General features: G+C 72.0%; 23 protein-coding genes and 1 riboswitch. Of the genes, 14 read left to right on the top strand and 9 right to left on the bottom strand.

The window, feature by feature from the left end:
* Positions 1 to 398: 398 nt before the first annotated feature.
* Positions 399 to 489: riboswitch (ZMP/ZTP riboswitch) on the top strand.
* A 40-nt stretch (positions 490 to 529) separates the two neighbouring features.
* The 3 genes from ACFWBD_RS39310 to ACFWBD_RS39300 all read left to right on the top strand — a co-directional run bounded on the left by ACFWBD_RS39310 (position 530) and on the right by ACFWBD_RS39300 (position 3,832).
* Positions 530 to 1,981 carry a glycine hydroxymethyltransferase gene (locus ACFWBD_RS39310; RefSeq protein ID WP_385678307.1) on the top strand — a complete coding sequence of 484 codons (1,452 nt, stop codon included), beginning with the start codon at positions 530 to 532 and terminating at the stop codon, positions 1,979 to 1,981.
* An 81-nt stretch (positions 1,982 to 2,062) separates the two neighbouring features.
* A complete protein-coding gene (gene trpS / locus ACFWBD_RS39305) occupies positions 2,063 to 3,076 on the top strand; it encodes a tryptophan--tRNA ligase (protein ID WP_385678304.1) in 1,014 nt (337 codons plus the stop codon).
* A gap of 177 nt (positions 3,077 to 3,253) precedes the next feature.
* Positions 3,254 to 3,832 (top strand): 2'-5' RNA ligase family protein, encoded by a 579-nt coding sequence (locus ACFWBD_RS39300; RefSeq protein ID WP_385678301.1) that lies wholly within the window; start codon positions 3,254 to 3,256, stop codon positions 3,830 to 3,832.
* A gap of 68 nt (positions 3,833 to 3,900) precedes the next feature.
* Here the strand turns inward: ACFWBD_RS39300 and ACFWBD_RS39295 are convergent, their stop codons facing one another.
* Both ACFWBD_RS39295 and ACFWBD_RS39290 read right to left on the bottom strand, forming a co-directional pair.
* Positions 3,901 to 4,656 (bottom strand): decaprenylphospho-beta-D-erythro-pentofuranosid-2-ulose 2-reductase, encoded by a 756-nt coding sequence (locus ACFWBD_RS39295; protein WP_385678298.1) that lies wholly within the window; start codon positions 4,654 to 4,656, stop codon positions 3,901 to 3,903.
* A complete protein-coding gene (locus tag ACFWBD_RS39290; RefSeq protein WP_385678295.1) occupies positions 4,653 to 6,038 on the bottom strand; it encodes an FAD-binding protein in 1,386 nt (461 codons plus the stop codon). The genes ACFWBD_RS39295 and ACFWBD_RS39290 overlap by 4 nt, the downstream gene beginning before the upstream one ends.
* A gap of 132 nt (positions 6,039 to 6,170) precedes the next feature.
* On the opposite strand from ACFWBD_RS39290, the gene ACFWBD_RS39285 reads away from it, so the two are divergent.
* The 3 genes from ACFWBD_RS39285 (at position 6,171) to ACFWBD_RS39275 (ending at position 8,693) form a co-directional block, all read left to right on the top strand.
* Positions 6,171 to 6,680: a phosphatase PAP2 family protein gene (locus tag ACFWBD_RS39285; RefSeq protein ID WP_385678293.1), complete on the top strand. Its 510-nt coding sequence runs from the start codon at positions 6,171 to 6,173 to the stop codon at positions 6,678 to 6,680.
* Entirely contained in the window at positions 6,673 to 7,626 is a 954-nt protein-coding gene (locus ACFWBD_RS39280) for a decaprenyl-phosphate phosphoribosyltransferase (protein WP_385678290.1), read from the top strand. The genes ACFWBD_RS39285 and ACFWBD_RS39280 overlap by 8 nt, the downstream gene beginning before the upstream one ends.
* A 149-nt stretch (positions 7,627 to 7,775) precedes the next feature.
* On the top strand, positions 7,776 to 8,693 hold the full coding sequence (locus ACFWBD_RS39275) for a YihY/virulence factor BrkB family protein (protein WP_385678287.1): 918 nt from the start codon (positions 7,776 to 7,778) through the stop codon (positions 8,691 to 8,693).
* On the opposite strand, the gene ACFWBD_RS39270 is transcribed toward ACFWBD_RS39275, so the two are convergent.
* Positions 8,647 to 10,011 carry a D-alanyl-D-alanine carboxypeptidase family protein gene (locus tag ACFWBD_RS39270; protein WP_385678284.1) on the bottom strand — a complete coding sequence of 455 codons (1,365 nt, stop codon included), beginning with the start codon at positions 10,009 to 10,011 and terminating at the stop codon, positions 8,647 to 8,649. The genes ACFWBD_RS39275 and ACFWBD_RS39270 overlap by 47 nt on opposite strands.
* A 91-nt stretch (positions 10,012 to 10,102) precedes the next feature.
* Here ACFWBD_RS39270 and ACFWBD_RS39265 point away from each other — a divergent pair, with 91 nt between their 5' ends.
* The 4 genes from ACFWBD_RS39265 (at position 10,103) to ACFWBD_RS39250 (ending at position 13,975) form a co-directional block, all read left to right on the top strand.
* Positions 10,103 to 10,342 (top strand): SCO4848 family membrane protein, encoded by a 240-nt coding sequence (locus ACFWBD_RS39265; RefSeq protein ID WP_385678281.1) that lies wholly within the window; start codon positions 10,103 to 10,105, stop codon positions 10,340 to 10,342.
* 2 nt (positions 10,343 to 10,344) lie between these two features.
* The gene (locus ACFWBD_RS39260; protein ID WP_385678278.1) at positions 10,345 to 11,703 is read left to right on the top strand and encodes a metallophosphoesterase; all 1,359 of its coding nucleotides are present in this window, start codon (positions 10,345 to 10,347) and stop codon (positions 11,701 to 11,703) included.
* Between the two features lie 194 nt (positions 11,704 to 11,897).
* Positions 11,898 to 13,451, top strand: coding sequence for an ABC transporter substrate-binding protein (locus ACFWBD_RS39255; RefSeq protein WP_385678275.1), 1,554 nt, complete (start codon positions 11,898 to 11,900; stop codon positions 13,449 to 13,451).
* Positions 13,452 to 13,573: 122 nt separating this feature from the next.
* Entirely contained in the window at positions 13,574 to 13,975 is a 402-nt protein-coding gene (locus ACFWBD_RS39250) for an ATP-binding protein (RefSeq protein ID WP_385678272.1), read from the top strand.
* A gap of 90 nt (positions 13,976 to 14,065) precedes the next feature.
* On the opposite strand, the gene ACFWBD_RS39245 is transcribed toward ACFWBD_RS39250, so the two are convergent.
* Together ACFWBD_RS39245 and ACFWBD_RS39240 are read right to left on the bottom strand one after the other, a co-directional pair.
* Positions 14,066 to 15,511, bottom strand: a complete 1,446-nt coding sequence (locus ACFWBD_RS39245) for an ATP-binding protein (protein ID WP_385678269.1) — start codon at positions 15,509 to 15,511, stop codon at positions 14,066 to 14,068.
* Positions 15,508 to 16,233, bottom strand: a complete 726-nt coding sequence (locus ACFWBD_RS39240; protein ID WP_385678266.1) for a response regulator transcription factor — start codon at positions 16,231 to 16,233, stop codon at positions 15,508 to 15,510. Before ACFWBD_RS39240 ends, ACFWBD_RS39245 begins: the two co-directional genes overlap by 4 nt.
* 167 nt (positions 16,234 to 16,400) lie before the next feature.
* Between ACFWBD_RS39240 and ACFWBD_RS39235 the strand changes: the two genes are divergently transcribed.
* Positions 16,401 to 18,842 (top strand): MMPL family transporter, encoded by a 2,442-nt coding sequence (locus ACFWBD_RS39235; RefSeq protein ID WP_385678313.1) that lies wholly within the window; start codon positions 16,401 to 16,403, stop codon positions 18,840 to 18,842.
* 1 nt (position 18,843) lies between these two features.
* On the opposite strand, the gene ACFWBD_RS39230 is transcribed toward ACFWBD_RS39235, so the two are convergent.
* From ACFWBD_RS39230 to ACFWBD_RS39215, 4 genes are all read right to left on the bottom strand, one after another.
* Positions 18,844 to 19,677, bottom strand: coding sequence for a TetR family transcriptional regulator (locus tag ACFWBD_RS39230; protein WP_385678263.1), 834 nt, complete (start codon positions 19,675 to 19,677; stop codon positions 18,844 to 18,846).
* A gap of 10 nt (positions 19,678 to 19,687) precedes the next feature.
* Positions 19,688 to 20,197: a thiol-disulfide oxidoreductase DCC family protein gene (locus ACFWBD_RS39225; RefSeq protein ID WP_385678310.1), complete on the bottom strand. Its 510-nt coding sequence runs from the start codon at positions 20,195 to 20,197 to the stop codon at positions 19,688 to 19,690.
* Between the two features lie 5 nt (positions 20,198 to 20,202).
* Complete coding sequence (locus ACFWBD_RS39220; protein ID WP_351758086.1) at positions 20,203 to 20,619, bottom strand: hypothetical protein; 417 nt, start codon at positions 20,617 to 20,619, stop codon at positions 20,203 to 20,205.
* Positions 20,620 to 20,721: 102 nt separating this feature from the next.
* The gene (locus ACFWBD_RS39215) at positions 20,722 to 21,129 is read right to left on the bottom strand and encodes a VOC family protein (RefSeq protein ID WP_385678260.1); all 408 of its coding nucleotides are present in this window, start codon (positions 21,127 to 21,129) and stop codon (positions 20,722 to 20,724) included.
* Between the two features lie 139 nt (positions 21,130 to 21,268).
* On the opposite strand from ACFWBD_RS39215, the gene ACFWBD_RS39210 reads away from it, so the two are divergent.
* From ACFWBD_RS39210 to ACFWBD_RS39200, 3 genes are all read left to right on the top strand, one after another.
* Positions 21,269 to 21,787, top strand: coding sequence for a TM2 domain-containing protein (locus ACFWBD_RS39210; RefSeq protein ID WP_385678257.1), 519 nt, complete (start codon positions 21,269 to 21,271; stop codon positions 21,785 to 21,787).
* Positions 21,780 to 22,199 carry a DUF2752 domain-containing protein gene (locus tag ACFWBD_RS39205; RefSeq protein ID WP_385678254.1) on the top strand — a complete coding sequence of 140 codons (420 nt, stop codon included), beginning with the start codon at positions 21,780 to 21,782 and terminating at the stop codon, positions 22,197 to 22,199. The genes ACFWBD_RS39210 and ACFWBD_RS39205 overlap by 8 nt, the downstream gene beginning before the upstream one ends.
* 238 nt (positions 22,200 to 22,437) lie before the next feature.
* Positions 22,438 to 22,701, top strand: coding sequence for a TM2 domain-containing protein (locus ACFWBD_RS39200; RefSeq protein ID WP_385678251.1), 264 nt, complete (start codon positions 22,438 to 22,440; stop codon positions 22,699 to 22,701).
* Positions 22,702 to 22,831 lie beyond the last annotated feature (130 nt).

The following is a 22,831-nucleotide window of genomic DNA, read 5'->3' as shown; positions in this document are numbered from 1 at the left end:
ATCAACACCCGGCAGCAGCGGCGCTATCCGTTCCCACGCCACATCCGTCAGCTCACCACGACCCACCACAAGATCAATTATCAGACAGAACCTAGCCCCTGGCCCCTGGCCCTGGCCCCGGCCCCGGCCCTCTGCCCCCTGGCCCCTGGCCCCGGCCCCGGCCCTCTGCCCCCTGGCCCCGGCCCCGGCCCTCTGCCCCCTGGCCCCGGCCCCCTGGCCCCCGGCCCCCGGCCCCCGGCCCCCGGCCCCCCGGCCCCCCGGCCCCCCGGCCCCCCGGCCCCCCGGACGCCGGATCCGGGGCCGCTCCGGATCCACTGGAGGCGTGGTCCTGCGCGCGTCCGACGTCGCTCGCATGGTGGACGCCGGACCTTGGGATTCGGGCGTGACCGGTAGGCTGGCGAGCGGGCCGTGACTGGCGCGCTGGGATGGGACGGACCATCGGGGAGCGGCCTGTGAGCGACAAGAGTGCCGTGCGCCTGGGCCAGACCGAGAACCGTGACCGCACGCCACGCCCCCGGAGGCCGACGACATGTCCGAGCAGCAGTCCCTCTCCACCGAGTCCACCGCCTTCCGTGCCGCACTCGACGTGATCCGCGCAGTCGAGCCGCGCGTCGCCGACGCCATCGGCCAGGAGGTCCACGACCAGCGCGAGATGCTCAAGCTGATCGCCTCGGAGAACTACGCCTCCCCGGCCACCCTCCTCGCGATGGGCAACTGGTTCAGCGACAAGTACGCCGAGGGCACCATCGGCCGCCGCTTCTACGCCGGCTGCCGCAACGTCGACACCGTCGAGGCGCTGGCCGCCGAGCACGCCCGCGAGCTCTTCGGCGCCCGCCACGCCTACGTCCAGCCGCACTCCGGCATCGACGCCAACCTCGTCGCCTTCTGGTCCGTCCTCGCCGACCGCGTGGAGGTCCCCTTCCTGCGGAAGACCGGCGTCCGCCAGGTCAACGACCTCTCCGAGGCCGACTGGGCCGAGCTCCGCCAGGCCTTCGGCAACCAGCGCATGCTCGGCATGTCCCTGGACGCGGGCGGCCACCTCACCCACGGCTTCCGCCCGAACATCTCCGGCAAGATGTTCGACCAGCGCTCCTACGGCACCGACCCGGCGACCGGCCTGATCGACTACGAGGCGCTGCGCGCCACGGCCCGCGACTTCAAGCCGCTGATCCTCGTCGCGGGCTACTCCGCGTACCCCCGTCTGGTGAACTTCCGGATCATGCGCGAGATCGCCGACGAGGTCGGCGCGACGCTCATGGTCGACATGGCCCACTTCGCCGGCCTGGTCGCGGGCAAGGTCCTGACCGGCGACTTCGACCCGGTCCCGCACGCCCAGATCGTGACGACCACCACCCACAAGTCGCTGCGCGGCCCGCGCGGCGGCATGGTCCTGTGCGACGACTCCCTGAAGGACCAGGTCGACCGCGGCTGCCCGATGGTCCTCGGCGGCCCGCTCCCGCACGTCATGGCCGCCAAGGCCGTCGCCCTGGCGGAGGCCCGGCAGCCGTCCTTCCAGGACTACGCCCAGCGCATCGTCGACAACTCCCGCGCCCTCGCCGAGGGCCTGACGCGGCGCGGCGCGACCCTGGTCACCGGCGGCACGGACAACCACCTGAACCTGATCGACGTCGCCTCCTCCTACGGCCTCACCGGCCGCCAGGCCGAGGCGGCGCTGCTCGACTCGGGCATCGTCACCAACCGCAACGCCATCCCCGCCGACCCGAACGGCGCCTGGTACACCTCCGGCATCCGCGTCGGCACGCCGGCGCTGACGACGAGGGGCCTCGGGACGGCCGAGATGGACGAGGTGGCCGCCCTGATCGACCGGGTCCTCACCTCGACGGAGCCGGGCACGACGAAGTCGGGCGCCCCCTCGAAGGCCGCCCACGTCCTGGACGCGAAGGTCGCGGACGAGATCTCCCGGCGGGCGACCGACCTGGTCGCGGGCTTCCCGCTGTACCCGGAGATCGACCTCGGCTGACCCCGGCGGCACCCCGGGCGGCCCCCGCGGCCGCCCGGGACCCGTTCCGGGCGGTCTCCGCGCTCTGAGACAATGATGAGCATGGCCTCAGACCGACCCCGCGTGCTCTCCGGAATCCAGCCCACCGCAGGCTCGTTCCACCTCGGCAACTACCTCGGCGCCGTCCGCCAGTGGGTGGCCCTCCAGGAGACCCACGACGCGTTCTACATGGTCGTCGACCTGCACGCGATCACGGTCCCGCAGGACCCGAAGGAGCTCAGCGCGAACACGCGGCTGGCCGCCGCCCAGCTCCTCGCGGCCGGTCTCGACCCGGACCGCTGCACGCTGTTCGTCCAGAGCCACGTCCCCGAGCACGCCCAGCTCGCCTGGGTGATGAACTGCCTCACCGGGTTCGGCGAGGCGAGCCGGATGACCCAGTTCAAGGACAAGTCCGCCAGGCAGGGCGCCGACCGCGCCTCCGTGGGCCTGTTCACGTACCCGATCCTCCAGGTCGCGGACATCCTGCTGTACCAGGCCGACGAGGTCCCGGTCGGGGAGGACCAGCGCCAGCACATCGAGCTGACCCGCGACCTCGCGGAGCGCTTCAACGGCCGCTTCGGCGAGACCTTCACGATCCCGAAGCCGCACATCCTGAGGGAGACGGGCAAGATCTACGACCTCCAGGACCCGTCGATCAAGATGAGCAAGTCGGCGTCCACGCCGAAGGGCCTCATCAACCTGCTCGACGACCCGAAGGTGACCGCGAAGAAGGTCAAGAGCGCGGTCACGGACACCGACACGGTCGTCCGCTACGACACCGGGAACAAGCCCGGCGTCAGCAACCTGCTCGGCATCTACTCGACGCTGACCGGCACCGGCATCCCCGAGCTGGAGCAGCGGTACGAGGGCAAGCTGTACGGCGCGCTCAAGACGGACCTCGCCGAGGTCGTCGTCGACTTCGTGACGCCGTTCCGGGACCGCACCCAGCAGTACCTGGACGACCCCGAGACGCTCGACTCGATCCTGGCCAAGGGCGCGGAGAAGGCGCGTGCCGTCGCCGCGGAGACCCTTTCTCAGACCTATGGGCGCGTGGGCTTCCTGCCCGCGAAGCACTGACCGGCGCTCGGAAGCACTCGGGGCGCACCGCACACCTGTTCCTGCGGGCAGAGCGCTGCACATCACTTTCCCTGCGCCTGCCCAGAGCACAGCCGTGGCCGTACAGTCGATAGCCGCACGACTGAGTACGAACCCGGCACCACACCCCGCCATGACGACATGACGACAGGAGAAGACGTGGGGACCGTAACGATCGGCGTGTCGATCGCGGTCCCGGAGCCTCACGGCAGCCTGCTCCAGGAGCGGCGCCTGGGCTTCGGCGACGCCGCGGCTCACGGCATCCCCACGCACGTCACGCTGCTGCCGCCGACCGAGGTCGGGGCGAACGCGCTGCCGGCCGTCGAAGCGCACCTCACCGAGGTCGCCACGGCCGGCCGCCCCTTCCCGATGAGGCTGTCCGGCACCGGCACCTTCCGGCCCATGTCGCCGGTGGTCTACGTGCGGGTCGTCCAGGGCGCGGAGACCTGCGCCTGGCTCCAGCACCGGATCCGGGCCGCCTCCGGGCCGCTGACCCGCGAGCTCCAGTTCCCCTACCACCCGCACGTCACCGTCGCGCACGGCATCGGCGACGCGGCGATGGACCGGGCCTTCGAGGAGCTCGCCCACTACGAGGCCGCGTGGTCCTGCACCGGCTTCGCCCTCGCCGAGCAGGGCGCCGACGGCGTCTGGCGCAAACTGCGCGACTACGCCTTCGGCGGCGCGGTCGTACCCCCGCAGGCGGCCCACGTCGACCGCGGCTCGCTGCCGACGCGCTAGGCCGTGCCCGCGAAGTCCCGCCCGGCTCTGCTTCGCGGACACCACCTGGGCCCGCCCCGGCGCCCTCGCTAGACCGGCAGCCTGCGGAACAGCCCGCGGGGCGCGTGGCGCAGCACCGACATCACCACGCGCAGCACGCCCGGCACCCACACCGTCTCCGAGCGGCGCCGCAGCCCCAGCTCGACGGCCGTGGCGACCGCCTCCGGCGTGGTCGCGAGCGGCGCCTGGGCCAGCCCCGCGGTCATCTTCGTCCGGACGAACCCGGGGCGTACGACCATGACGTGCACGCCGGTGCCGTGCAGCGCGTCGCCAAGACCCTGGGCGAAGGCGTCGAGGCCCGCCTTGCTGGAGCCGTAGATGAAGTTCGAGCGGCGGGCCCGCTCGGCGGCGACGGAGGACAGGACGACCAGGGAGCCGTGGCCCTGGGTCTGGAGGGCGCGCGCGGCGACCAGCCCCGCCGACACCGCCCCCGTGTAGTTGGTCTGCGCGACGCGCACCGCGGCCGCCGGGTCGCGCTCGTCGTTCGCCTGGTCGCCGAGGACGCCGAAGGCGAGCAGCACGGTGTCGACGTCACCCTCGGCGAAGACCTTGCCGAGGACCGTCTCGTGGGACTCGGGGCCGAGCGCGTCGAAGGGGACGGTGTGGACGTCCGCCCCCAGCGTGCGCAGCCCGGCGGCGGCCGACTCCAGAGCGGGCGACGGGCGCCCGGCCAGCCACACCGTGCGGGTGCGGCGGGCGATCAGACGGCGCGCGGTGGCCAGCGCGATCCCGGACGTGCCGCCGAGGACGAGAAGGGACTGGGGGAGGCCGAAGGCGTCCTTCATGGTGACTCCTGGAAGTTGAGCCGGCGGGCGAGGTCCGACACGAACACGCCGCGCGGGTCCAGCTCCGCGCGCAGCGCGCGGAAGTCGTCGAGGCGCGGGTACATCGCGGTGAGCAGTTCGGGGCGCAGCCGGGAGTCCTTGGCGAGGTAGACGCGGCCGCCGGCGGTGGCCACCTCCTCGTCCAGCTCGTCGAGGAAGGCGCCGAGGCCGGGCAGTCCGGCCGGGATGTCCAGGGCGAGGGTCCAGCCCGGGCGCGGGAAGGAGAGCCAGCCGGGGTCGGCGTCCCCGAACCTCTTGAGGACGGCGAGGAAGGACGGGCAGCGGCGGGCGGAGACGCGCCCCACGATCCGGCGCAGGGTGTCCTCCCGGCCGTACCCGACGACGAACTGGTACTGCACGAAGCCGTCGCGGCCGTAGACGCGGTTCCAGTGCGGGACCCCGTCGAGGGGGTGGAAGAAGGCGGACAGGCTCTGGAGTTCGCCGGTACGGGCGCGGGGCGCTCTGCGGTACCAGAGCTCGTTGAACAGTCCGACGGTCGTGCGGGTGAGCAGGCCGCTCGGCAGGAACGCGGGAGCGGCCGGGAGCCGGGACGGGCGGAACGCGAGCGGGGCCCTGCGCGCGCGGGCGGGCAGCGCGTCCAGGGGCGCGTGCTCGCCACGGGTGAGGACCGCGCGTCCGGTGGCCGCACCGCGCGCGAGGAGGTCGATCCACGCGACCGAGTAGCGGTAGCGGTGGTCGCCGGCCGTCAGCCGGGCCATCAGGTCGTCGAGGTCGGTGGCCCGTTCGGTGTCGACCGACATCAGGGACGTCCCGACCGGCTGGAGCCGGATCCTGGCCGTCAGGACGACACCGGTCAGGCCCATGCCGCCGGCGGTCGCGTCGAACAGGTCGGTGCCCTGGTCCACCGTGCGGATCGTGCCGTCCGCCGTGAGCAGCTCGAAGGACAGCACATGACGGGTGAAGGACCCGGACACATGGTGGTTCTTGCCGTGGATGTCGGCGCCGATCGCGCCGCCCACGGTGACGTACCGGGTGCCGGGGGTCACGGGCACGAACCAGCCGAGCGGCAGCAGGACTTCCGTGAGCCGGTGCAGGGAGACCCCCGCGTCGCACAGGACGCTCCCGTCGGCGGCGTCGATGACGTGGATCCGGTCCAGGCCGGTCAGGTCGATCACGGACCCGCCGGCGTTCTGCGCCGCGTCCCCGTACGCCCGCCCCAGGCCCCTGGGGATGCCTCCGCGGGGCCCGCAGTCCCGGACCGCCGTCACGGCCTCCGCGTAGGTCCGGGGGCGGACCAGACGTGCGGTGGAGGGAGCGGTGCGGCCCCATCCCGTGACGGAGACGTTCTCGGCGGCGATCGCGGTAGTGGTCTCGGCAGGCATGGTGGTGACCGTATCGCCTCTATATGGGCGATTAATTTTGAAACATGCATTACTCCCCGAAATGGGTGATTAATGGGATGTCGCTCAATATTGCCGGAGTTCCGAGGGCGCGGGCGTGAACAGTGAGTCCACATGGACGAACTCGACGACCTGGACCACCGGATCCTCTCGGCGCTCCACGCCCGGGGCGCGGACCCACGCGTCGCCCGCGTCGCGCGCGCCCTCTCCTGGGCGGGCGAGCACGGCGCGCTGTGGCTCGCGGCGGGCGTCGCGGGAGCCGCCGTCGACGGCCCCCGGCGCGGCGCCTGGCTGCGCGCCACCGCGCTCACCGCGGGCGCGCACGCCGCCAGCGTGGGAGTGAAACGTATCGTCCGGCGCCCGCGCCCGGCCCACGTCGAACCCCTCGTGCGCACCGCGGGACGGCACTCCTTCCCCAGCTCGCACGCGACCTCCGCCGCGGCCGCCGCCGTCGCCTACGGCGCGCTCGGGGCGTACGCCGCCGCGCCGCTCGCCGCCGCGATGTGCCTCTCCCGCCTGGTCGCCGGCGTCCACCACCCCTCCGACGTGGCGGCAGGCGCGGCTCTGGGAGCGGCCACCGCGCGGTTGGGGGCACGCTGGATGAGAGAGGGGCACCGTGGCTGAGGCACTGCTCCACCGGCAGCGCGCACACCGCCCGCCGGCCCCACGGCCCCCGAGCCACCGCCCCGGCACCCTCGTCGGCGGCCTCCTGCGGACCACCCGCCCCAAGCAGTGGGTCAAGAACATCCTGGTCGTCGCCGCCCCCGCCGCGGCCGGCCGGCTCTTCTCCCTGCACGCGATCAGCCAACTGGCCCTGGTATTCGTCCTGTTCACCGCCTGCGCCGCCGCCGTATACCTGGTCAACGACGCCCGTGACGCCGAGGCCGACCGCGCCCACCCCACCAAGCGGCACCGCCCGATCGCCGCCGGACAGGTCCCGGTGCCCGTCGCGTACGGCGTCGCGGGCGCACTCGCGGTCCTCGCGCCGGCCGCCGCGGCCCGGCTGACGACCCCCGCCGTCGCGGCGCTCCTCATCGCCTACCTGGGCATGCAACTGGCTTACTGCGTCAGCCTGAAGCACGTCCTGGTCGTCGACCTGGTCGTCGTCACGACCGGCTTCCTGATGCGCGCCATGGCGGGCGGACTCGCCCTGGGGATCCCGCTCTCCCGCTGGTTCCTGATCACCACCGGGTTCGGGGCGCTGTTCATGGTCGCGGCCAAGCGCTACTCCGAGGCCGTCCAACTGGCCGGCACGGCGGGCGCCACGCGCGTGCTGCTCACCGAGTACACCACCGGCTACCTGCGCTTCGTCTGGCAGCTGGCGGCCGGCGTCGCCGTGCTCGGCTACTGCCTGTGGGCCCTGGAGGAGGGCGGCGTCGCCCACACGAGTGTGCTGCCCTGGCGCCAGCTGTCCGTGGTCGCCTTCATCCTGGCGGTCCTGCGCTACGCCGTCTTCGCCGACCGGGGCACCGCGGGCGAGCCCGAGGAGGTCGTCCTGGGCGACCGCGCCCTCGCCCTGATCGGCCTGGCCTGGCTGGCCATGTACGGGCTGGCGGTGGCCAACTGGTGAGCCCGCGCGAGGCGCGACCGCGTGAGGCGACGGTGTGGCACGGTACCGGCCACGGTCCCGCGATTGCGGGGTACCCGGACCTTGGTGTTCCGCGGGATTCGCATCGCCGATATCCGCGTCGTTCCTCCGGACAGGGGCAGAGTCGGATCATGGACTGGCTGAAGAAGCTCCCCGGCATCGGGCCGTGGGTCGCGCGCCTCACGGCCACGCACGCGTGGCGGTCGTACGAGCGCCTCGACCGGGTGAAGTGGACGCGGCTGGCCGCCGCCATGACGTTCGTCAGCTTCGTCGCGCTCTTCCCGCTGCTGACCGTGGCCGCCGCCGTGGCCGCCGCCACGCTGAGCGAGTCACAGCAGCAGGAGCTCCAGGACAAGATCGCCGACCAGGTCCCCGGCATCTCCGACCAGCTGGACATCAACGGCCTGGTCCAGAACGCGGGCGCCATCGGGCTCATCGCCGGCGCGCTGCTGCTGCTCACCGGCATCGGCTGGGTCGGCCAGATGCGGGACTGTCTGCGCGCCGTCTGGGAGCGGCCCGACGACGACGAGAACCCCGTCGTGCGCAAGGCCAAGGACACGGGCGTCCTCGTCGGCTTCGGCGGCGCCGTCCTGCTCACCCTCGCCATCTCCACCGTCGCCTCGGCGCTGGTCGGCTGGATCACCGAGCAGTCCGGCATCGACGAGGAGGGCTGGGGCACCGTCCTGTTGCGCGTCGCCGCGTTCTCCGTCGCCGTCCTCGCCGACTTCCTGCTCCTGCTGTACGTCCTCACCCTGCTGCCCGGCGTCGAACCCCCGCGCCGCCGCCTCGTCGTCGCCGCGCTCATCGGCGCCGTCGGCTTCGAACTGCTGAAGCTGCTGCTGAGCGGCTATATGCAGGGCGTGGCCGCCAAGAGCATGTACGGCGCGTTCGGCGTGCCCATCGCCCTGCTGCTGTGGATCAACTTCACCTCGAAACTGGTCCTGTACTGCGCGGCCTGGACGGCGACGGGCAGCGTCCCCGACAACCCGCGTGACATCGACGTCAGCGGCGACGTCGTACCAGGTCCGGCAGCGGCCAGCGGCGGTTGACGAGGTACCCGCCGCCCGCGAGCAGCACCAGCAGGCCGCCGGTGATCGCCAGCGCGATCCACATGCCGCCCGAGCCGCTCTCGGTCACCGCGCCCGCCACCGGCTTCGCCGACACGTCCCCGGCGCCGCCCGCCTGCCCGGACCCCTCGGAGGGGGACGGGTTGGCGCCGGGCTGCGCGCTGGCCTGCGCGGTCCCCTTCGGCGCGACCAGCTCACCGACCGGCGTCACCTTGCCGGTTGCCTGGAAGCCCCAGTCCAGCAGGGCGGCGGTCTCCTTGTAGACCTCGTTGTGGTCGGTCTTCTCCGGGTTCATGACCGTGACGAGCAGCACCTTGCCGTTGCGCTCGGCCACGCCGGTGAAGGTGGCGCCCGCGTTGGTGGTGTTGCCGTTCTTGACGCCCGCGATGCCCGGGTACTGGGAGATGTCGTAGTCGCCGCTGAGCAGCCGGTTGGTGTTCTGGATCTCGAAGGTCCCGCGGGTCGACTTGCCCTTCTTGTTCTTCGTCGTCTCGCCGGGGAACTTGGCCGTGACGGTCGAGCAGTACTCCCGGAAGTCCTGCTTCTGGAGTCCCGAACGGGCGAACAGGGTCAGGTCGTACGCGGAGGAGACCTGGTGGGGGGCGTCGTAGCCGTCCGGGGAGACGACGTTGGTGTCGAGGGCCTGGAGCTCCTCGGCGTGCTCGTTCATGTCCTTGACGGTCTCGGCGATGCCGCCGTTCATCTGCGACAGGACGTGCACGGCGTCGTTGCCGGAACGCAGGAAGACGCCGAGCCACAGGTCGTGGACCGTATACGTCTCGCCCTCCTTTATGCCGACGAGGCTGGAACCGGCCCCCATGCCGGCCAGGTCCCTCGCCTCGACCTTGTGCACGGTGGCCTTGGGGAACCTCGGCAGCACGGTGTCGGCGAAGAGCATCTTCATCGTGCTCGCCGGGGGCAGCCGCCAGTGCGCGTTGTGTGCGGCGAGCACGTCCCCCGACTCGGCGTCGGCGACGATCCACGACCGCGCGGTGAGGTCCTTCGGCAGCACCGGCGCGCCACCCGCGATCGCCACCTGCGTCCCGGCCTGCCCGAGCCGCGTGCCGCCCACGGACGACATGTCCTTCGGGGGACCGACCGACGGCGAGGCGGACGCGGACGGCGATCCGGACGGCGATCCGGACGGCGAGGCCGACGCCGACGGCGAGCCGGACGCCGCCGGGGACGGTGACGGGCTCGGCGCCGCGAGCGAGGCGGGCACGGTGAGCGCGAGCGACGCGAGGGTCGCGGAGGTGACCAGCAGGGATCGCCTGACGGTCTGCTTCATGGGTGCGGGCACGACGGAGAACGTACCTGGCACACGACGGGAAGTCCCGTCACCCTCCCCACCCCTCTCACGGGACCGGACAACCGCCGGTGATACTGAACCCATGAAGCTCAGCCGCCCCGTCTCCTGGTTCCTGCTCGCCTTCGGGGTGTGGAGCTGGGTCATCTGGGTCACTTTCGTCAAGAACCTGATCAAGGACAGCAGCGGACTCGCGTTCGACGACGGCGATCCCACGGCGTACTTCTGGGTGCACCTGACGCTCGCGGTCGTCTCCTTCCTCTTGGGGACGGTCGTCGGGACCATCGGGTTGCGCGGTCTGCGCGCACTGCGGCAGGCGTCATAGCCATGGTGATCGTCTTCGTGCTGCTCGCCCTGACCGTGCTGGCCGGGGCCAACTGGTACCTGTGGCGGCGGCTGTTCCACGACACCACCCGCGGCCCCGGCCGGGCACGCCGCGTCGGTGCGGCGCTGGTCGCGGGCGGCTGGCTGCTGGCGATCGGCGCCCTGGTCGCCGAACGCACCGGCGCCCCCTTCTGGCTCCAGCGCGTACTGGCCTGGCCGGGCTTCCTGTGGCTGGCCCTGTCGGTCTATCTGCTCCTCGCCGTGCTCGTGGGCGAGGCCGTACGGCCGCTGCTGCGCCGCTTCCTGGAGAAGCGGGCGCCCGCCGAGACCCCCGCGGCGCACCCGGAACCCAGCCCGGTCCCGATCGGCGCGCCCGCCCCCGGGACACCGGAGCCCGAACGGCCGGAACGTGTGAAGCCGGCGCCCGAGCGGCCGGAGTCCGAGGCGCCCGAGCGGCCGGTGTCCGCGGGTCCGGAGTCCGGGAAGCCGGCGCCCGGGCGCCCGGAGTCCCCGAGCCCGGAGCAGTCTCCCTCCGCCCCGTCCCGCCGGCTCTTCGTGTCCCGGGTCGTGGCCGGTGCGGCGGCCGCGGCCGCCGTCGGCACGGTCGGCTACGGCACCTACGGCGTGCTGCGCGGCCCCAGGGTCAAGCGGGTGACGGTGCCCCTGGCCAAGCTCCCGCGCGGCGCCCACGGCTACCGGATCGCGGTCGTCAGCGACATCCATCTGGGCCCGGTCCTCGGCCGGGGCTTCGCGCAGAAGGTCGTCGACACGATCAACGCGACGCAGCCCGACCTGATCGCGGTCGTCGGTGACCTGGTCGACGGCAGCGTGAAGGACCTGGGCCCGGCGGCGGCCCCGCTCGCGCGGCTGAAGGCCCGGCAGGGCAGCTTCTTCGTCACCGGCAACCACGAGTACTTCTCCGGCGCCGAACAGTGGGTCGAGGAGGTGCGGCGGCTCGGCCTGAACCCGCTGGAGAACGCCCGCACGGAGCTGCCCTGGTTCGACCTGGCCGGCGTCAACGACATCGCGGGCGAGAGCGAGGGCCAGGGGCCCGACTTCGCCGGCGCGCTCGGCGACCGTGACACCACGCGCGCGTGCGTGCTCCTCGCCCACCAGCCCGTCCAGATCCACGACGCCGTACGCCACGGCGTCGACCTCCAGCTCTCCGGACACACGCACGGCGGTCAGCTGTGGCCCGGCAACTTCCTCGCGGCCGCCGCGAATCCGACCGTGGCGGGGCTGGAACGCTACGGCGACACCCAGCTGTACGTGTCCCGGGGCGCGGGCGCCTGGGGCCCGCCCACCCGCGTCGGAGCCCCCTCCGACATCACGGTCGTCGAACTGGCCTCGACGCACGCCTGACGGCCGATCAGAAGCCTGTGGAGAGGCTGTGAAACCCGGGCGGAACAAGGCGTCGGTAAGTTCTTTCCCATCTCGCCGGAATCCTCTTCCCCCTGGCGAAACACGTGTGGTTAGGTGAGCCCGCCGCCAAGGGGAGCGGCACTTTTTTCTGTGGACTGGGCCCCTTCGGCGGCCTGGGGAGGCAGGACATCACCATGCGATCTGTTCGCATGCGGATACTCGTGACGCTGCTGGTTCTCGCGGTCGTCGCGGTGGGCGGCTGGCAGTTACTTCCGTCGCAGGACAGCGGGGGCGCGACCATCACGGTCGGCACCACGGACACCGTCACCTCGCTCGACCCGGCGGGCGCCTACGACGCCGGATCCTGGGCGCTGTTCAGCAACGTCTTCCAGTCGCTGCTGACCTACGAGCCGGGCGGCGTCTCGCCCGTGCCCGACGCGGCCGAGAGCTGTTCCTTCGTGAAGGGCAGTCTCGTCACGTACACCTGCGAGCTGCGTGACGACCTCACCTTCAGCAGTGGCTCCAAGGTGACCGCCGAGGACGTGAAGTTCTCCTTCGACCGGGTCAAGAAGATCAACTCGGATGTCGGCCCGGCATCCCTGCTGTCCACCCTGAAGTCGGTGGACGCCAAGGACCTGAAGGTCACCTTCCACCTGTCCTCGCCCGACGCCACCTTCCCGTTCAAGGTGGCGACCGGAGCCGGCTCGATCGTCGACCACACCCGCTACCCGGCGGACGGGCTGCGCGTCGGCAGCCGCGTCGACGGCTCCGGCCCGTACCTGCTGAAGGGGTACACGAAGGGCAGGAAGGTCCTGCTGTCGCCCAACTCGCGCTACAAGGGCGCCGTGTCGACCGGCGCCCCCGTCGAGTTGCGCTACTACGCGGACCCCGAGGCGCTGGAGAAGGCCTGGAAGGCCAAGGCGGTCATGGCCGCCGCCCGTCAGCTGCCGCCCTCGGTGCTGGCCGCCCTCGACACCAGCGACCCCGACCGGCGGGTCTACGAGGCCGACGGCTCCGAGACCCGCAACCTGTACTTCGACACCCGCTCCGGATCACCGCTGCACGAGACGGACGTCCGCAAGGCGATGGCCTGGCTGATCGACCGCGAGCAACTGGCGGCGAGCGTGTACGACGGGACCGTCGAGCCGCTGTACTCGCTCATCCCGACCGGCATCACCGGCCACACCACCTCCTTCTTCGACAGCTACCCGGACCGGAGCACCGCGAAGGCGCGCAAGCTCCTGGAGTCGGCCGGCGTCGGCATCCCGGTGAAGTTCACCTACGGCTACGGCCTGGGCAGCGGGGCCGCGGCGGCCGAGGCCAAGGAGCTCAAGCGGCAGTTGGAGGCGAGCGGTCTGTTCAAGGTGGACGTCAAGGGCTACGAGTGGACCGACTTCCAGAAGCGGTGGGCCACCGGCAAGCTCGACGCGTACGCGGTCGGCTGGGTCGCCGACTACCCCGACCCGGACACCTTCGCGGGCCCGCTCGTCGGCACCGACTCCACCATGAACACCGGCTACAGCAGCAAGGCCGTCGACAAGTACATCGCCGCAAGCCGGCAGTTCGCCGACCGCAGCCGGGCCGCCGGCGACTTCCGTGACCTCCAGCAGGTCATCGCCGAGGACGTGCCGGTCGTCCCGCTGTGGCAGCGCAAGGAGTACATCGTCACCAGCGCGGACATCGGCGGCGGCCAGTTCCTCGCGGACGGCAACGGCGTGTTCCGCCTCTGGAAACTCAACTGGATCTGAGCTGAAGTGCCCACCCGGCTCGCGGACTTGATCCCGCGAGCCGGGCATGCGCCGCCGTCACACCGGGCAGGCACCCGAAGCGGCACCATGTGACGGAGGTGTGTACGGGATGAGGAGCAGACGTGCTGAGACGCAACTCGTTCCGGCTGCCCCGGCACCCGGCGTCCGTCGGTCTCGCCCGGCGCCGGGTACGGGACCATCTCGCGGACTGGGGACACGGCCCCGACGACCCGGCGCTGGCCGACGCCGTCCTCGTCGTGTCCGAACTGGCCACCAACGTCGTACGCCATGGGCCCCTGCTCGAGCGCGAGTTCGAGGTGGCCGTCACCGCCCTCGGTGACGGTTCCTGCCTCATAGAGGTCTCCGACGAGGGCCGGCTCGAACCCCGGCTGCGGCCGGTCGGCGAGTCGGAGGAACACGGCCGCGGCCTGCACCTGGTGGAGCACCTCGCCGCCGCGTGGGGCGTGTGGAGCAGGGGCCGGCACGGCAAGACGGTATGGGCACTGGTCACGGTCCCCACCTAGCCCGATCCCGCCGGTGACGCACCTCCGTGACGCACTTCCGTGACGCACTTCCGTGACGCCCCCTCTGTGGCGCCCCTGCGTGACACGCGCTCAGACACAGGCCTTCGGCCGGGCCGGCAGCGTCACCGTCACGGCCAGCCCCTCGCCCGGCGCCGTCCGCACGCTCACCTCGCCGCCGTGCGCCTGGACGACCCCCTGCACGATCGCCAGGCCGAGACCGCTGCCCGCGCCGCCCCCGGCCCGGAAGAAACGGTCGAAGACCCGCGCCGCGTCCTCCGGCCCCAGCCCCGGCCCCTCGTCCTCGACCGACAGCCGTACGACCCCGTCCACCCGCTCCACACCGAGCCGTACCGGCACCTCGGCCGACGTGTGCGTGCGCACGTTGGCCACCAGGTTGCCCAGCACCTGACGCAGCCCCGACTCGTCGGCCCGCACCAGCACGGCCCCGTCGGCCGCGACGGTGACCGGCCGCCCGGGCTGCTGCGCGCGCAGGTCCTGCGCCGAGTCCCGCACCAGACGGCTCACGTCGACGCCCCGCAGCCGCAGTTCGGGCCGCTGGTCGAGCCGGGCCAGCGTGAGCAGCTCGTCGACGAGCCGGCCCATCCGGTCCACCTCGCCGTTCATCCGGTCCCAGGCCCGCCTGCGCTCCTGAGGTTCGACCAGCATCCCCTGCTCGTACAACTGGAGGTAGCCGCGGATCGCGGAGAGCGGGGTGCGCAGTTCGTGCGAGGCGTCGGCCACGAAGCGGCGCAACTGGGCCGCGCTGTGCTCGCGCGTGCGGTACGCCGTCTCCACCTGGTGGAGCATGGAGTTCAGGGCGAGCCGCAGCTGTTCGACCTCCTGGGTGGGGTGGTGGCTGGAGGGCACGCGCCGGGTCAGGTCCCCCTCGGCGATCGCCGACGACGTCTCCACCATGTCCTCCAGCGGCCGCATCCGCCGCCGCACGCTGAACAGGGTCAGACAGGTGAGCAGGGCCAGCAGCAGCGTGCCGACGGCGAGGTCGAGCTTCAGCGCCTTCGCTATGCCCTTGTGGAGGGCCTCGGTGGAGGTGGCCAGCAGGATGAACGTGCCGTCGGCGAGCCGGGTCGCGGTCGCGCGGTACGTGTCGCCGTGCACGGTGACGTCGTGCGGGTCGGCGTCGGTGCTGAGGGCGAGCGGGTCGGACACCGCGTCCGCGAGGCCGCGCTGGGCGTCGGTGGGCCTGACGCCGAAGACGGTGAGGGCCGTGCCCCGGCCGTCGACGGCGGTGAAGATCGAGTCGGGGGCCGGCCGGGTGTCCGTGTTCTGCGGCACCAGCCGGTCGCTGACGACGCTCAGCACGGACAACGAGTCGATCTGGCGCAGGGTCAGCTGCGAACTCCCCAGCGAGTCACGCGTCTTGGTCAGCTCGGTGTCCACCTGGTCGAGCAGGTAGTGCCGCATCCCCATCAGGCTGACGGCGGTCGCGACGACGATGCCGAGCGCGAGCAGCCCCACGTTCGCCGCCGTCAGCTTGGCACGCAGCGAGTGGATGCCGTGCCGGTGGATCCGCCTCACGCCAGCCCGTATCCGACGCCCCGCCGGGTGGTGATCACCGGCGGTCCGAGGACGTCCAGCTTGCGCCGCAGATAGCTGATGTAGGTCTCGACGACCGTCGACTCCGGCGCGGTGTGCTCGTACTGCCAGACATGGCGCAGGAGTTGCTCCTTGGGCACGATCCGGCCGCCGTTGCGCACCAGGAAGCGCAGCAGCGCGTACTCGGTGGGGGTGAGCTCGACCGAGCGGCCGGCGCGGTGCACGCTGTACGTCGTCTCGTCGAGCTCCAGGTCGCCGTACCGCAGCGGCGGCCGCTGCGGAAGGACGTCGGCCGGCCGGGTACGGCGCAGCACGGCGGTGATACGGGCGACGACCACGTCGATGTCGAACGGTTTGGTGATGTAGTCGTCGCCGAAGCCGAGGGCGCCGACGATCTCGGTCGGCGCGTCCCGCGCGGTGAGGAACACCAGCGCCAGATCCGGCCTGCGCGCCCGCAGTTCACGCCCCAGCGCCCGGCCGTCGCCGTCCGGCAGCATCACGTCCAGCAGTGCCACGTCCATGGGGGTCCCCCCGCGCGAGCCTGTTCGAGCGTGGGGGAGGGTGCGGTCGGCGAGGGCGAGGGCCTCGCGGACGGTGCCCGCGGTCATGACCTCGAAGCGGTGGTAGCGCAGGGCGATGGCCAGGACGTCCGCGATGCTCGGTTCGTCCTCCACGACCAGCACGGTGCCGGAAGCCGTCGTCATGCCCCCAGTATCGGCGGACCCACCGACGATCGGGCCGGTTCACGCTTTGGAGTTTCTTGAGAGTCATGGTCGTCACATGTCCACGCACGTGTGGCGCCACCGATCCTGTTGCCCAGGACCTGGGGGACCGACCGACGATCTGCAGAAGGAGACTGAGCGTGGCGGCATTGGCACGTTGGTGCTATCGACACCGGCTGGTGGTCCTGTTGCTCTGGGTGGGGGCGCTGTTCGGCCTGGGAATCTCGGCCTCGACGGCGGGCACGGACTACGCGAACGTCTTCTCCCTCCCCGACACGGACTCCAAGAAGGCGTACGACCTGATGGAGAAGGCGTTCCCGGCGAGCGCCGGCGACACCGACACGGTGGTGTGGAAGGTCGACGAGGGCTCGGTACGGGACCAGGACGTGCGGTCCCGGATCCAGCCCGCGCTCGACGAAATCGCCGGCATGAAGGGCGTCGGCGGGGTCACCGGCCCCTACGCGGGGGAGGGCGGGGCGCGGATCAGCGGTGACGGGCGGATCGCCTACGCCCAGATCACCTTCACCGAGCAGGCGAACGCCGTACCGAAGGAACTCGTCCAGGACGTCGTCGACACCGCGCGGGGCGCCGGACGGGGCGGCCTGGAGGTCGAGGTGGGCGGCCAGGCCGTCCAGCGGGTCCAGGAACCGCCCACCGGCCTCGCCGAGATGGTCGGCCTCGCGGCGGCCGCGGTGGTCCTGTTCCTCGCCTTCGGCTCGCTGTACGCGATGCTGCTGCCGCTCGCCGTGGCGGTCTTCGGCGTCGGCATGGGCCTGTTCTCGACCCAGTTGCTGAGCCATGTCACCGACATCCCGGACCTGGCCCCGCTGCTGTCCTCGCTGATCGGCCTCGGCGTCGGCATCGACTACGCCCTGTTCATCGTCACCCGGCACCGCAAGGGCGTCCTGCGCGGCCTGGACCCGCAGGAGTCGGCGGTCGTCGCCCTCAACACCTCCGGCCGGGCCGTGCTGTTCGCGGGCGGCACGGTGTGCATCGCGCTGGCCGGCATGCTGGTGACGAACCTGCGCTTCCTGGACGGCGTCGTCATCGGCACCTCCCTGACGGTGGTGCTGAGCGTCCTCGCCGCGACGACCCTGCTGCCCGCGCTGCTCGGTTTCCTCGGCGTGCGTGTGCTGAGCCGCAAGCAGCGGCGCCTGCTGGCCGACGGGGGCACCTCCCGCTCGAGCGAAGTCGAGAGTGGGGGAGGCCCGGAGCCGGAGAAGGAGAGCGGTCCCGCGGCCCGCTGGTCGATGGGCGTGCAGCGCCGGCCGCGGACGATCGCCGTGCTCGCGCTGGCCGTCATGGCCGTGCTCGCGCTCCCCGTGCTGTCGCTCCGCCTCGGCGCCACCGACCAGGGCAACGACGACGCCTCGACGACCACCCGGCAGGCCTACGACCTGCTCGCCGAGGGCTTCGGGCCGGGCTTCAACGGCCCCCTCCAGGTGGTCGTGGACGGCGGTGACGCCACCGCCCTGGCCCAGGGCATCAAGAACACGCCCGGTGTCGCCCAGGTGGCCACACTGCCGCCCGCGAGCGGGGTCACGGTCATCCAGGTGGTGCCCACGACCTCGCCGCAGTCCGCGGAGACGGACACCCTGATCGACCGGCTGCGGGACGACGTCATCCCGCAGGCCGGGGCGCAGGCGCACGTGGGCGGTGTCACGGCGGTCTCCAAGGACTTCGCGACGGTCACCGGCGACCGGCTGCCGCTCTTCGTCGCCACCATCATCGGCCTGGGCTTCCTGCTGCTCCTGGTCGCCTTCCGCTCGCTGGTGGTGCCGCTGACGGCCGCCGTGATGAACCTGGTCGCGGCCGCGGCCTCCTTCGGCGTCCTCGTCGCGGTCTTCCAGTGGGGCTGGGGCCTGGACCTGCTCGGCCTCGGCAGGGAGGGGCCGATCAACGCCTTCCTGCCCGTCATCATGCTGTCCCTGCTCTTCGGCCTGTCGATGGACTACCAGGTCTTCCTGGTCAGCCGGATGCACGAGGAGTGGGTGCACACCAGGGACAACGCGCGAGCGGTCCGGGTGGGCCTCGCGGAGACCAGCCGGGTCATCAACTCCGCGGCCCTGATCATGGTCTGCGTCTTCCTCGCCTTCGTGCTCAGCGGTGACGCGGGAGCGGCGATGGCGGGCGTCGGCCTCGCGGCCGCGGTCGCGCTGGACGCGTTCATCCTGCGTACGGCACTGGTCCCGGCCGCGATGCATCTGCTCGGCGACTCCAACTGGTGGCTGCCCGGGTGGCTGGAGAAGCGGCTGCCGCATCTCGCGGTCGAGCCCAAGCAGGAGGCGGCGCCGGCGGCGGTCGCGGCGGGCGAGGGGCCGGCCTCGGCCGTGCACGGCTACGTCCGCGACACGGCCGGTGAACCGGTCGGGGGCGCGACGGTCACCCTGGTCGCGCGGGACGGCCGCGAACTGGACCGCGTGACCTCCCTCGCCGACGGCTCGTACATCCTCTCCGTCCCCGCCCCGGGGACGTATCTGCTGGCGACGACGGCCGAGCCGCCCCTGCTGAAGCGTGCCCGCCGGCTGACGGTCACGGGGGAGCCCCTGGTCTACGACGTGGAGCTGGAGGAGGGCGCCGAGGTGAGCTGACTCAGCCCGAGGACGAGCCCGCAGAGCCCGCCGGGTCCGCCTGACCCGGCGGGCTCTTCTTCGCCGGGTCAGGCAGTGCGTTGGTCATGCCGGGCAGGAAGTCCGTGAACAGGTCGTGGACCTCGAGGACGAGCGGCCGCAGCACCCGGAACCGGGCCAGCGCCACGCCCCGCGCGGTCAGCCGCGCGCCGCGGCCGGCCAGCCGGTAGCTGCGCTCGCGCCCCTCCGTGCGGTCGTAGATCCAGTACATGACGAGGCCCATCTGGGAGAGCCACATCAACTCGGGCAGCACCTCCCGCAGCTCCTCCGGGACCTTCGCCCTCGACCCCGAGAGCACCTCCTCGTGGACGGCGATGGCCTCCACGCGCGCGTGCTCCGACTCGGCGGAGAACGGGCTGAGCGGGCTGTCCGGGTCGGCGGCGTTCTTGAAGAACTGGACCGCGAACTCGTGGTACGGCTCGGCCACTTCCAGCCAGACCCGCAGCACCCCCGCCAGCCGGGCCTCCAGGCCCGTCTCCCGCGCCAGGACGTCCCGGACGGCCTCCCGGTGTTCGGCGGCGAGCCGGTCGTAGAAGCCCTGGATCAGGTGCTCCTTGCCGGCGAAGTAGTAGTACGCGTTGCCGACCGAGACCCCGGCCTCCTGGGCGATGGCCCGCATCGTCGTCTTGTCGTAGCCGCGCTCCTGGAACAGCCGCATCGCCGTCTCCAGGATCAGAGCGCGGGTCTGCTCGGACTTGGACGTGGGGGCGGCCTCATGAGGTTCGGTCGCGGCAGCGGCCTCATGGGGCTCGGACGGGGAAGCGGCCTCGGCGGGACCGTCGTTGTTCGCGGGCACGTACAGGAGCCTAGCCAGTGGAGCAGGTGCCGTCGGCACAGGTGGGCCGGCGGTAGCTCCAGCCCAGCCGCGGGTCGTACGACCAGCCGTCGCCACGGCGGTAGACGCCCCCGCCCCAGCCCGCGGCCTGCGCGTGCCCGTCGCGCCACTTGGCGGCGGCGAGAACGGCGCCCCGCGCCAGCTTCGCCCCGGCGGGCGTGCTCAGCCGGTGGGACATCGGGCGGTACTCGCGCAGCGCCCACAGGGTGACGATCCAGGCGGCGGCGCCCTGGTAGACCTGGCCGAAGTCGCCGACGACGGTGATCTCGTCGAGGGTCGCGCGGTGGTCGAGGCCCGGGAAGCGGGCGGCCGCCTCCGCGGACCCCGCCGGGACGAACTCCAGCGGCACCAGCTGCGGCTGCCGGCCCAGCCAGTCGCGCAGGAAGCCGCACAGCGCGCACTCGGCGTCGTGGAGCACGGTGAGCCGGCGGACCGGGACGCGTCGGGCGTCCCGGCCGGCGGCGTCCCGGTCGGCGGCCATCGTGCTCACGCCCCGGCGGCGGGCGCCGAGGGGGCCGTCCAGCCCTGCGGGCCGACCGGCGGGACCTGCTCCCGCTCCATGACCCCGCGCCGCCGGATCCGGTTGAGGACGTACACGTTGGCCAGGTGCATCGCGCCGAGGACCAGCAGCACCACGCCGAGCTTGGTCGACAGGGCCTCGAAGATGCCGCGTGTGTCCTCGATGGTGTCGTCGCCGCTCAGGTAGAGGGCGACGAAGCCGAGGTTGAGGAGGTAGAAGCCGACCACCAGGAGGTGGTTGACGGCGTCGGCGAGCTTCTCGTTCCCCTGGAGCACGTCGGCGAGGAAGATCCGGCCGTTGCGACTGAGGGTCCTGGCCACCCAGACGGTCAGGCCGATGCTGACGACCAGGTAGACGACGTAGGCGATGACCGTGCGGTCCATGTTCCCCACCCTCTTCTTGAACGCGTTCAAAACGCTGTCGAGGTCGACTGTAGCGCTTGTTTTGAACACGTTCAACTGGATGGGCGCGGCCGCCCCTGCGCCCTAACGCCTCGCCAGCTCGGGCCGCTTGAGGTAGTCCGTGAACCCGAGGACGTTCCCCCACGGGTCGGCGATCTCGACGGTCCAGCCGGTGGCCGTGGAGAACGGCCGGTCCAGCGGGGTGATGCCCACCTCGGCCAGCCGCCGGGCCGCCGCCCGCGCGTCCGGCACCTCCAGCCAGACGCGCGGGGACGGCCAGGGCGGCGGCCGGTGCCCCAGGCCGTCCTCCTGCCGCAGGAGGGCCCCCGGCGTCTCGCCCCCGACCTTCAGCAGTGCGATCCCGGCCTCGTCGAACCGCAGTCCCACCGTGAACCCGGCCCGCTCGTAGAAGCCGACCGCCTCGCCGAGGTCCCCGACGGGCAGCAGGAGGTTGTCGAAACCGAGCAGCTCGTACGACTGGTCATCTGACATGCCGTCAGATTAGGTGTAGAGGGCCGGAAATCCGGTCAAGAGGGCCCCGGTCTGCGCGTGGCGGGTTTTCTGCTGCAAGATGTTCTGCACTCGTCTCACCTGCGGATGATCCGATCACCTGACCTCGGGGGAACCCACCTTGTCCGAAACGCCACAGCAGCCCCAGCAGCCCCAGGAGCCCCAGCAGCAGCCGCCGCAGCCGCCCCCGCCCGGCTACGGGTACCCCGGCGCCGGCCCCGGCGGCCCGCACGATGCGGGCCAGCCCGGTCACCCCGGCCAGCCCGGTCCCGGCCCCTACGGCTATCCCCAGCCCGGCCAGCCGCCGTACCCGGGCTACGCCCACCCCGGCTACGCGCATCCCGGCTACCCGGCCCCGGGTTACATACCTCCCGGCACCTTCACCGGCGACCCCCAGGCCCCCTACGGGTACGACGTCATGGGCCGCCCCTACTCCGAGAAGTCGAAGATCGTCGCGGGCGTGCTCCAGCTCAGCCTGGGCTGCTTCGGCGTCGGCCGGTTCTACATGGGCCACGTCGGCATCGGCCTCGCCCAGCTGTTCACCTGCGGCGGCTTCGGTATCTGGTCGCTGATCGACGGCATCATCCTGCTGGTCAGCGACGACAAGACCGACGCCAACGGGCGGATCCTGCGTGGCTGACACGGAACGCCTCTCCGTGAGGTGTTCGGCCGCGCTGCGGCACCCGGCGGCGGCTCCCCTCGTGGTGCTCGCCGCCGGCGCGGCCGGTTCCGCGTATCTCTACGGCACCGACCCGCACCAGCGGGGCCACTGGCTGCCGCAGTGTCCGATCCGGTTCGTCACCGGACTGCTCTGCCCCGCCTGCGGCGGCACCCGCATGGCGTACGACCTGATGCACGGTCAGCTCGCCCAGGCCTGGCTCGACAACCGCGTCCTGCTGCTCGCCTCGCCGTACGCGCTCGCGCTGCTGGTCCGCTGGATGTGGGCGGGCCTGCACGGCCGCACCTGGCATCCGCGCCTGAGTCCGGGGGCGTTGACGGCCGTCCTCGGCGTCGCGGTGGCATGGACGGTGCTCCGGAACGCAGTTGACTGATTTTGATCACGGATCAGGAACAATGGATCATCTGTACTCCCTTTTTACCCTCTGTTTTCTCTAGGCTCACCAGTCACAGGGGGGACGTCCTGGCATGGCGGAGCCGTGCGAGGACGTTGGTCGGCATCGGCGGACATCGGTCGACGCGCGTGATCGCGGCGTCGTCGCAGCCCTCCTGGACTCCCCGTACCGGAGCAGGCCGACCCGGCCTCCCGCAGGCATTTCAGGAGCAGTTCTCATGACCGTCCCCACCCCGCAGGCCCCCTACGGGGTCGACCCCCTGGGTCGTCCGTACTCCGACAAGTCCAAGATCGTCGCCGGTATCCTCCAGATCTTCCTGGGCGGCCTCGGCATCGGACGCTTCTACGTCGGCTCCGTCGGTGTGGGCGTCGCCCAGCTCTTCACCTGCGGTGGCCTCGGGATCTGGTCGCTGGTCGACGGCATCCTGTTCCTCACCAGCAACGACCGCACCGACAAGCAGGGTCGTGTCCTGCGCGGCTGACACCGGCGCGGCAACACGGCGAGGGCCCCGCTCCTTCAAGGAGCGGGGGCCCCGCCCCGTGTCGTATAAAAAAAACCCACCCCACCAGAAAGGGTGTAAAAAGGGTTGGCGGGGTGAGGGTGTAAAGGGG

The organism is Streptomyces sp. NPDC060002 (genome assembly GCF_042737245.1).
Classification (GTDB): domain Bacteria; phylum Actinomycetota; class Actinomycetes; order Streptomycetales; family Streptomycetaceae; genus Streptomyces.
This window is presented reverse-complemented; position numbering and strand designations above follow the sequence as displayed.

Excerpts from the sequence above, each read along its gene's own strand:
- ACFWBD_RS39260 (WP_385678278.1), top strand. The coding sequence starts at position 10,345 with ATGGTGATCGTCTTCGTGCTGCTCGCCCTGACCGTGCTGGCCGGGGCC.
- ACFWBD_RS39240 (WP_385678266.1), bottom strand. The coding sequence starts at position 16,233 with ATGACGACGGCTTCCGGCACCGTGCTGGTCGTGGAGGACGAACCGAGC.
- ACFWBD_RS39275 (WP_385678287.1), top strand. The coding sequence starts at position 7,776 with ATGGACTGGCTGAAGAAGCTCCCCGGCATCGGGCCGTGGGTCGCGCGC.
- ACFWBD_RS39295 (WP_385678298.1), bottom strand. The coding sequence starts at position 4,656 with ATGAAGGACGCCTTCGGCCTCCCCCAGTCCCTTCTCGTCCTCGGCGGC.
- ACFWBD_RS39220 (WP_351758086.1), bottom strand. The coding sequence starts at position 20,619 with ATGGACCGCACGGTCATCGCCTACGTCGTCTACCTGGTCGTCAGCATC.
- trpS (WP_385678304.1), top strand. The coding sequence starts at position 2,063 with ATGGCCTCAGACCGACCCCGCGTGCTCTCCGGAATCCAGCCCACCGCA.
- ACFWBD_RS39290 (WP_385678295.1), bottom strand. The coding sequence starts at position 6,038 with ATGCCTGCCGAGACCACTACCGCGATCGCCGCCGAGAACGTCTCCGTC.
- ACFWBD_RS39255 (WP_385678275.1), top strand. The coding sequence starts at position 11,898 with ATGCGATCTGTTCGCATGCGGATACTCGTGACGCTGCTGGTTCTCGCG.
- ACFWBD_RS39285 (WP_385678293.1), top strand. The coding sequence starts at position 6,171 with ATGGACGAACTCGACGACCTGGACCACCGGATCCTCTCGGCGCTCCAC.
- ACFWBD_RS39225 (WP_385678310.1), bottom strand. The coding sequence starts at position 20,197 with ATGGCCGCCGACCGGGACGCCGCCGGCCGGGACGCCCGACGCGTCCCG.
- ACFWBD_RS39310 (WP_385678307.1), top strand. The coding sequence starts at position 530 with ATGTCCGAGCAGCAGTCCCTCTCCACCGAGTCCACCGCCTTCCGTGCC.
- ACFWBD_RS39265 (WP_385678281.1), top strand. The coding sequence starts at position 10,103 with ATGAAGCTCAGCCGCCCCGTCTCCTGGTTCCTGCTCGCCTTCGGGGTG.
- ACFWBD_RS39200 (WP_385678251.1), top strand. The coding sequence starts at position 22,438 with ATGACCGTCCCCACCCCGCAGGCCCCCTACGGGGTCGACCCCCTGGGT.
- ACFWBD_RS39215 (WP_385678260.1), bottom strand. The coding sequence starts at position 21,129 with ATGTCAGATGACCAGTCGTACGAGCTGCTCGGTTTCGACAACCTCCTG.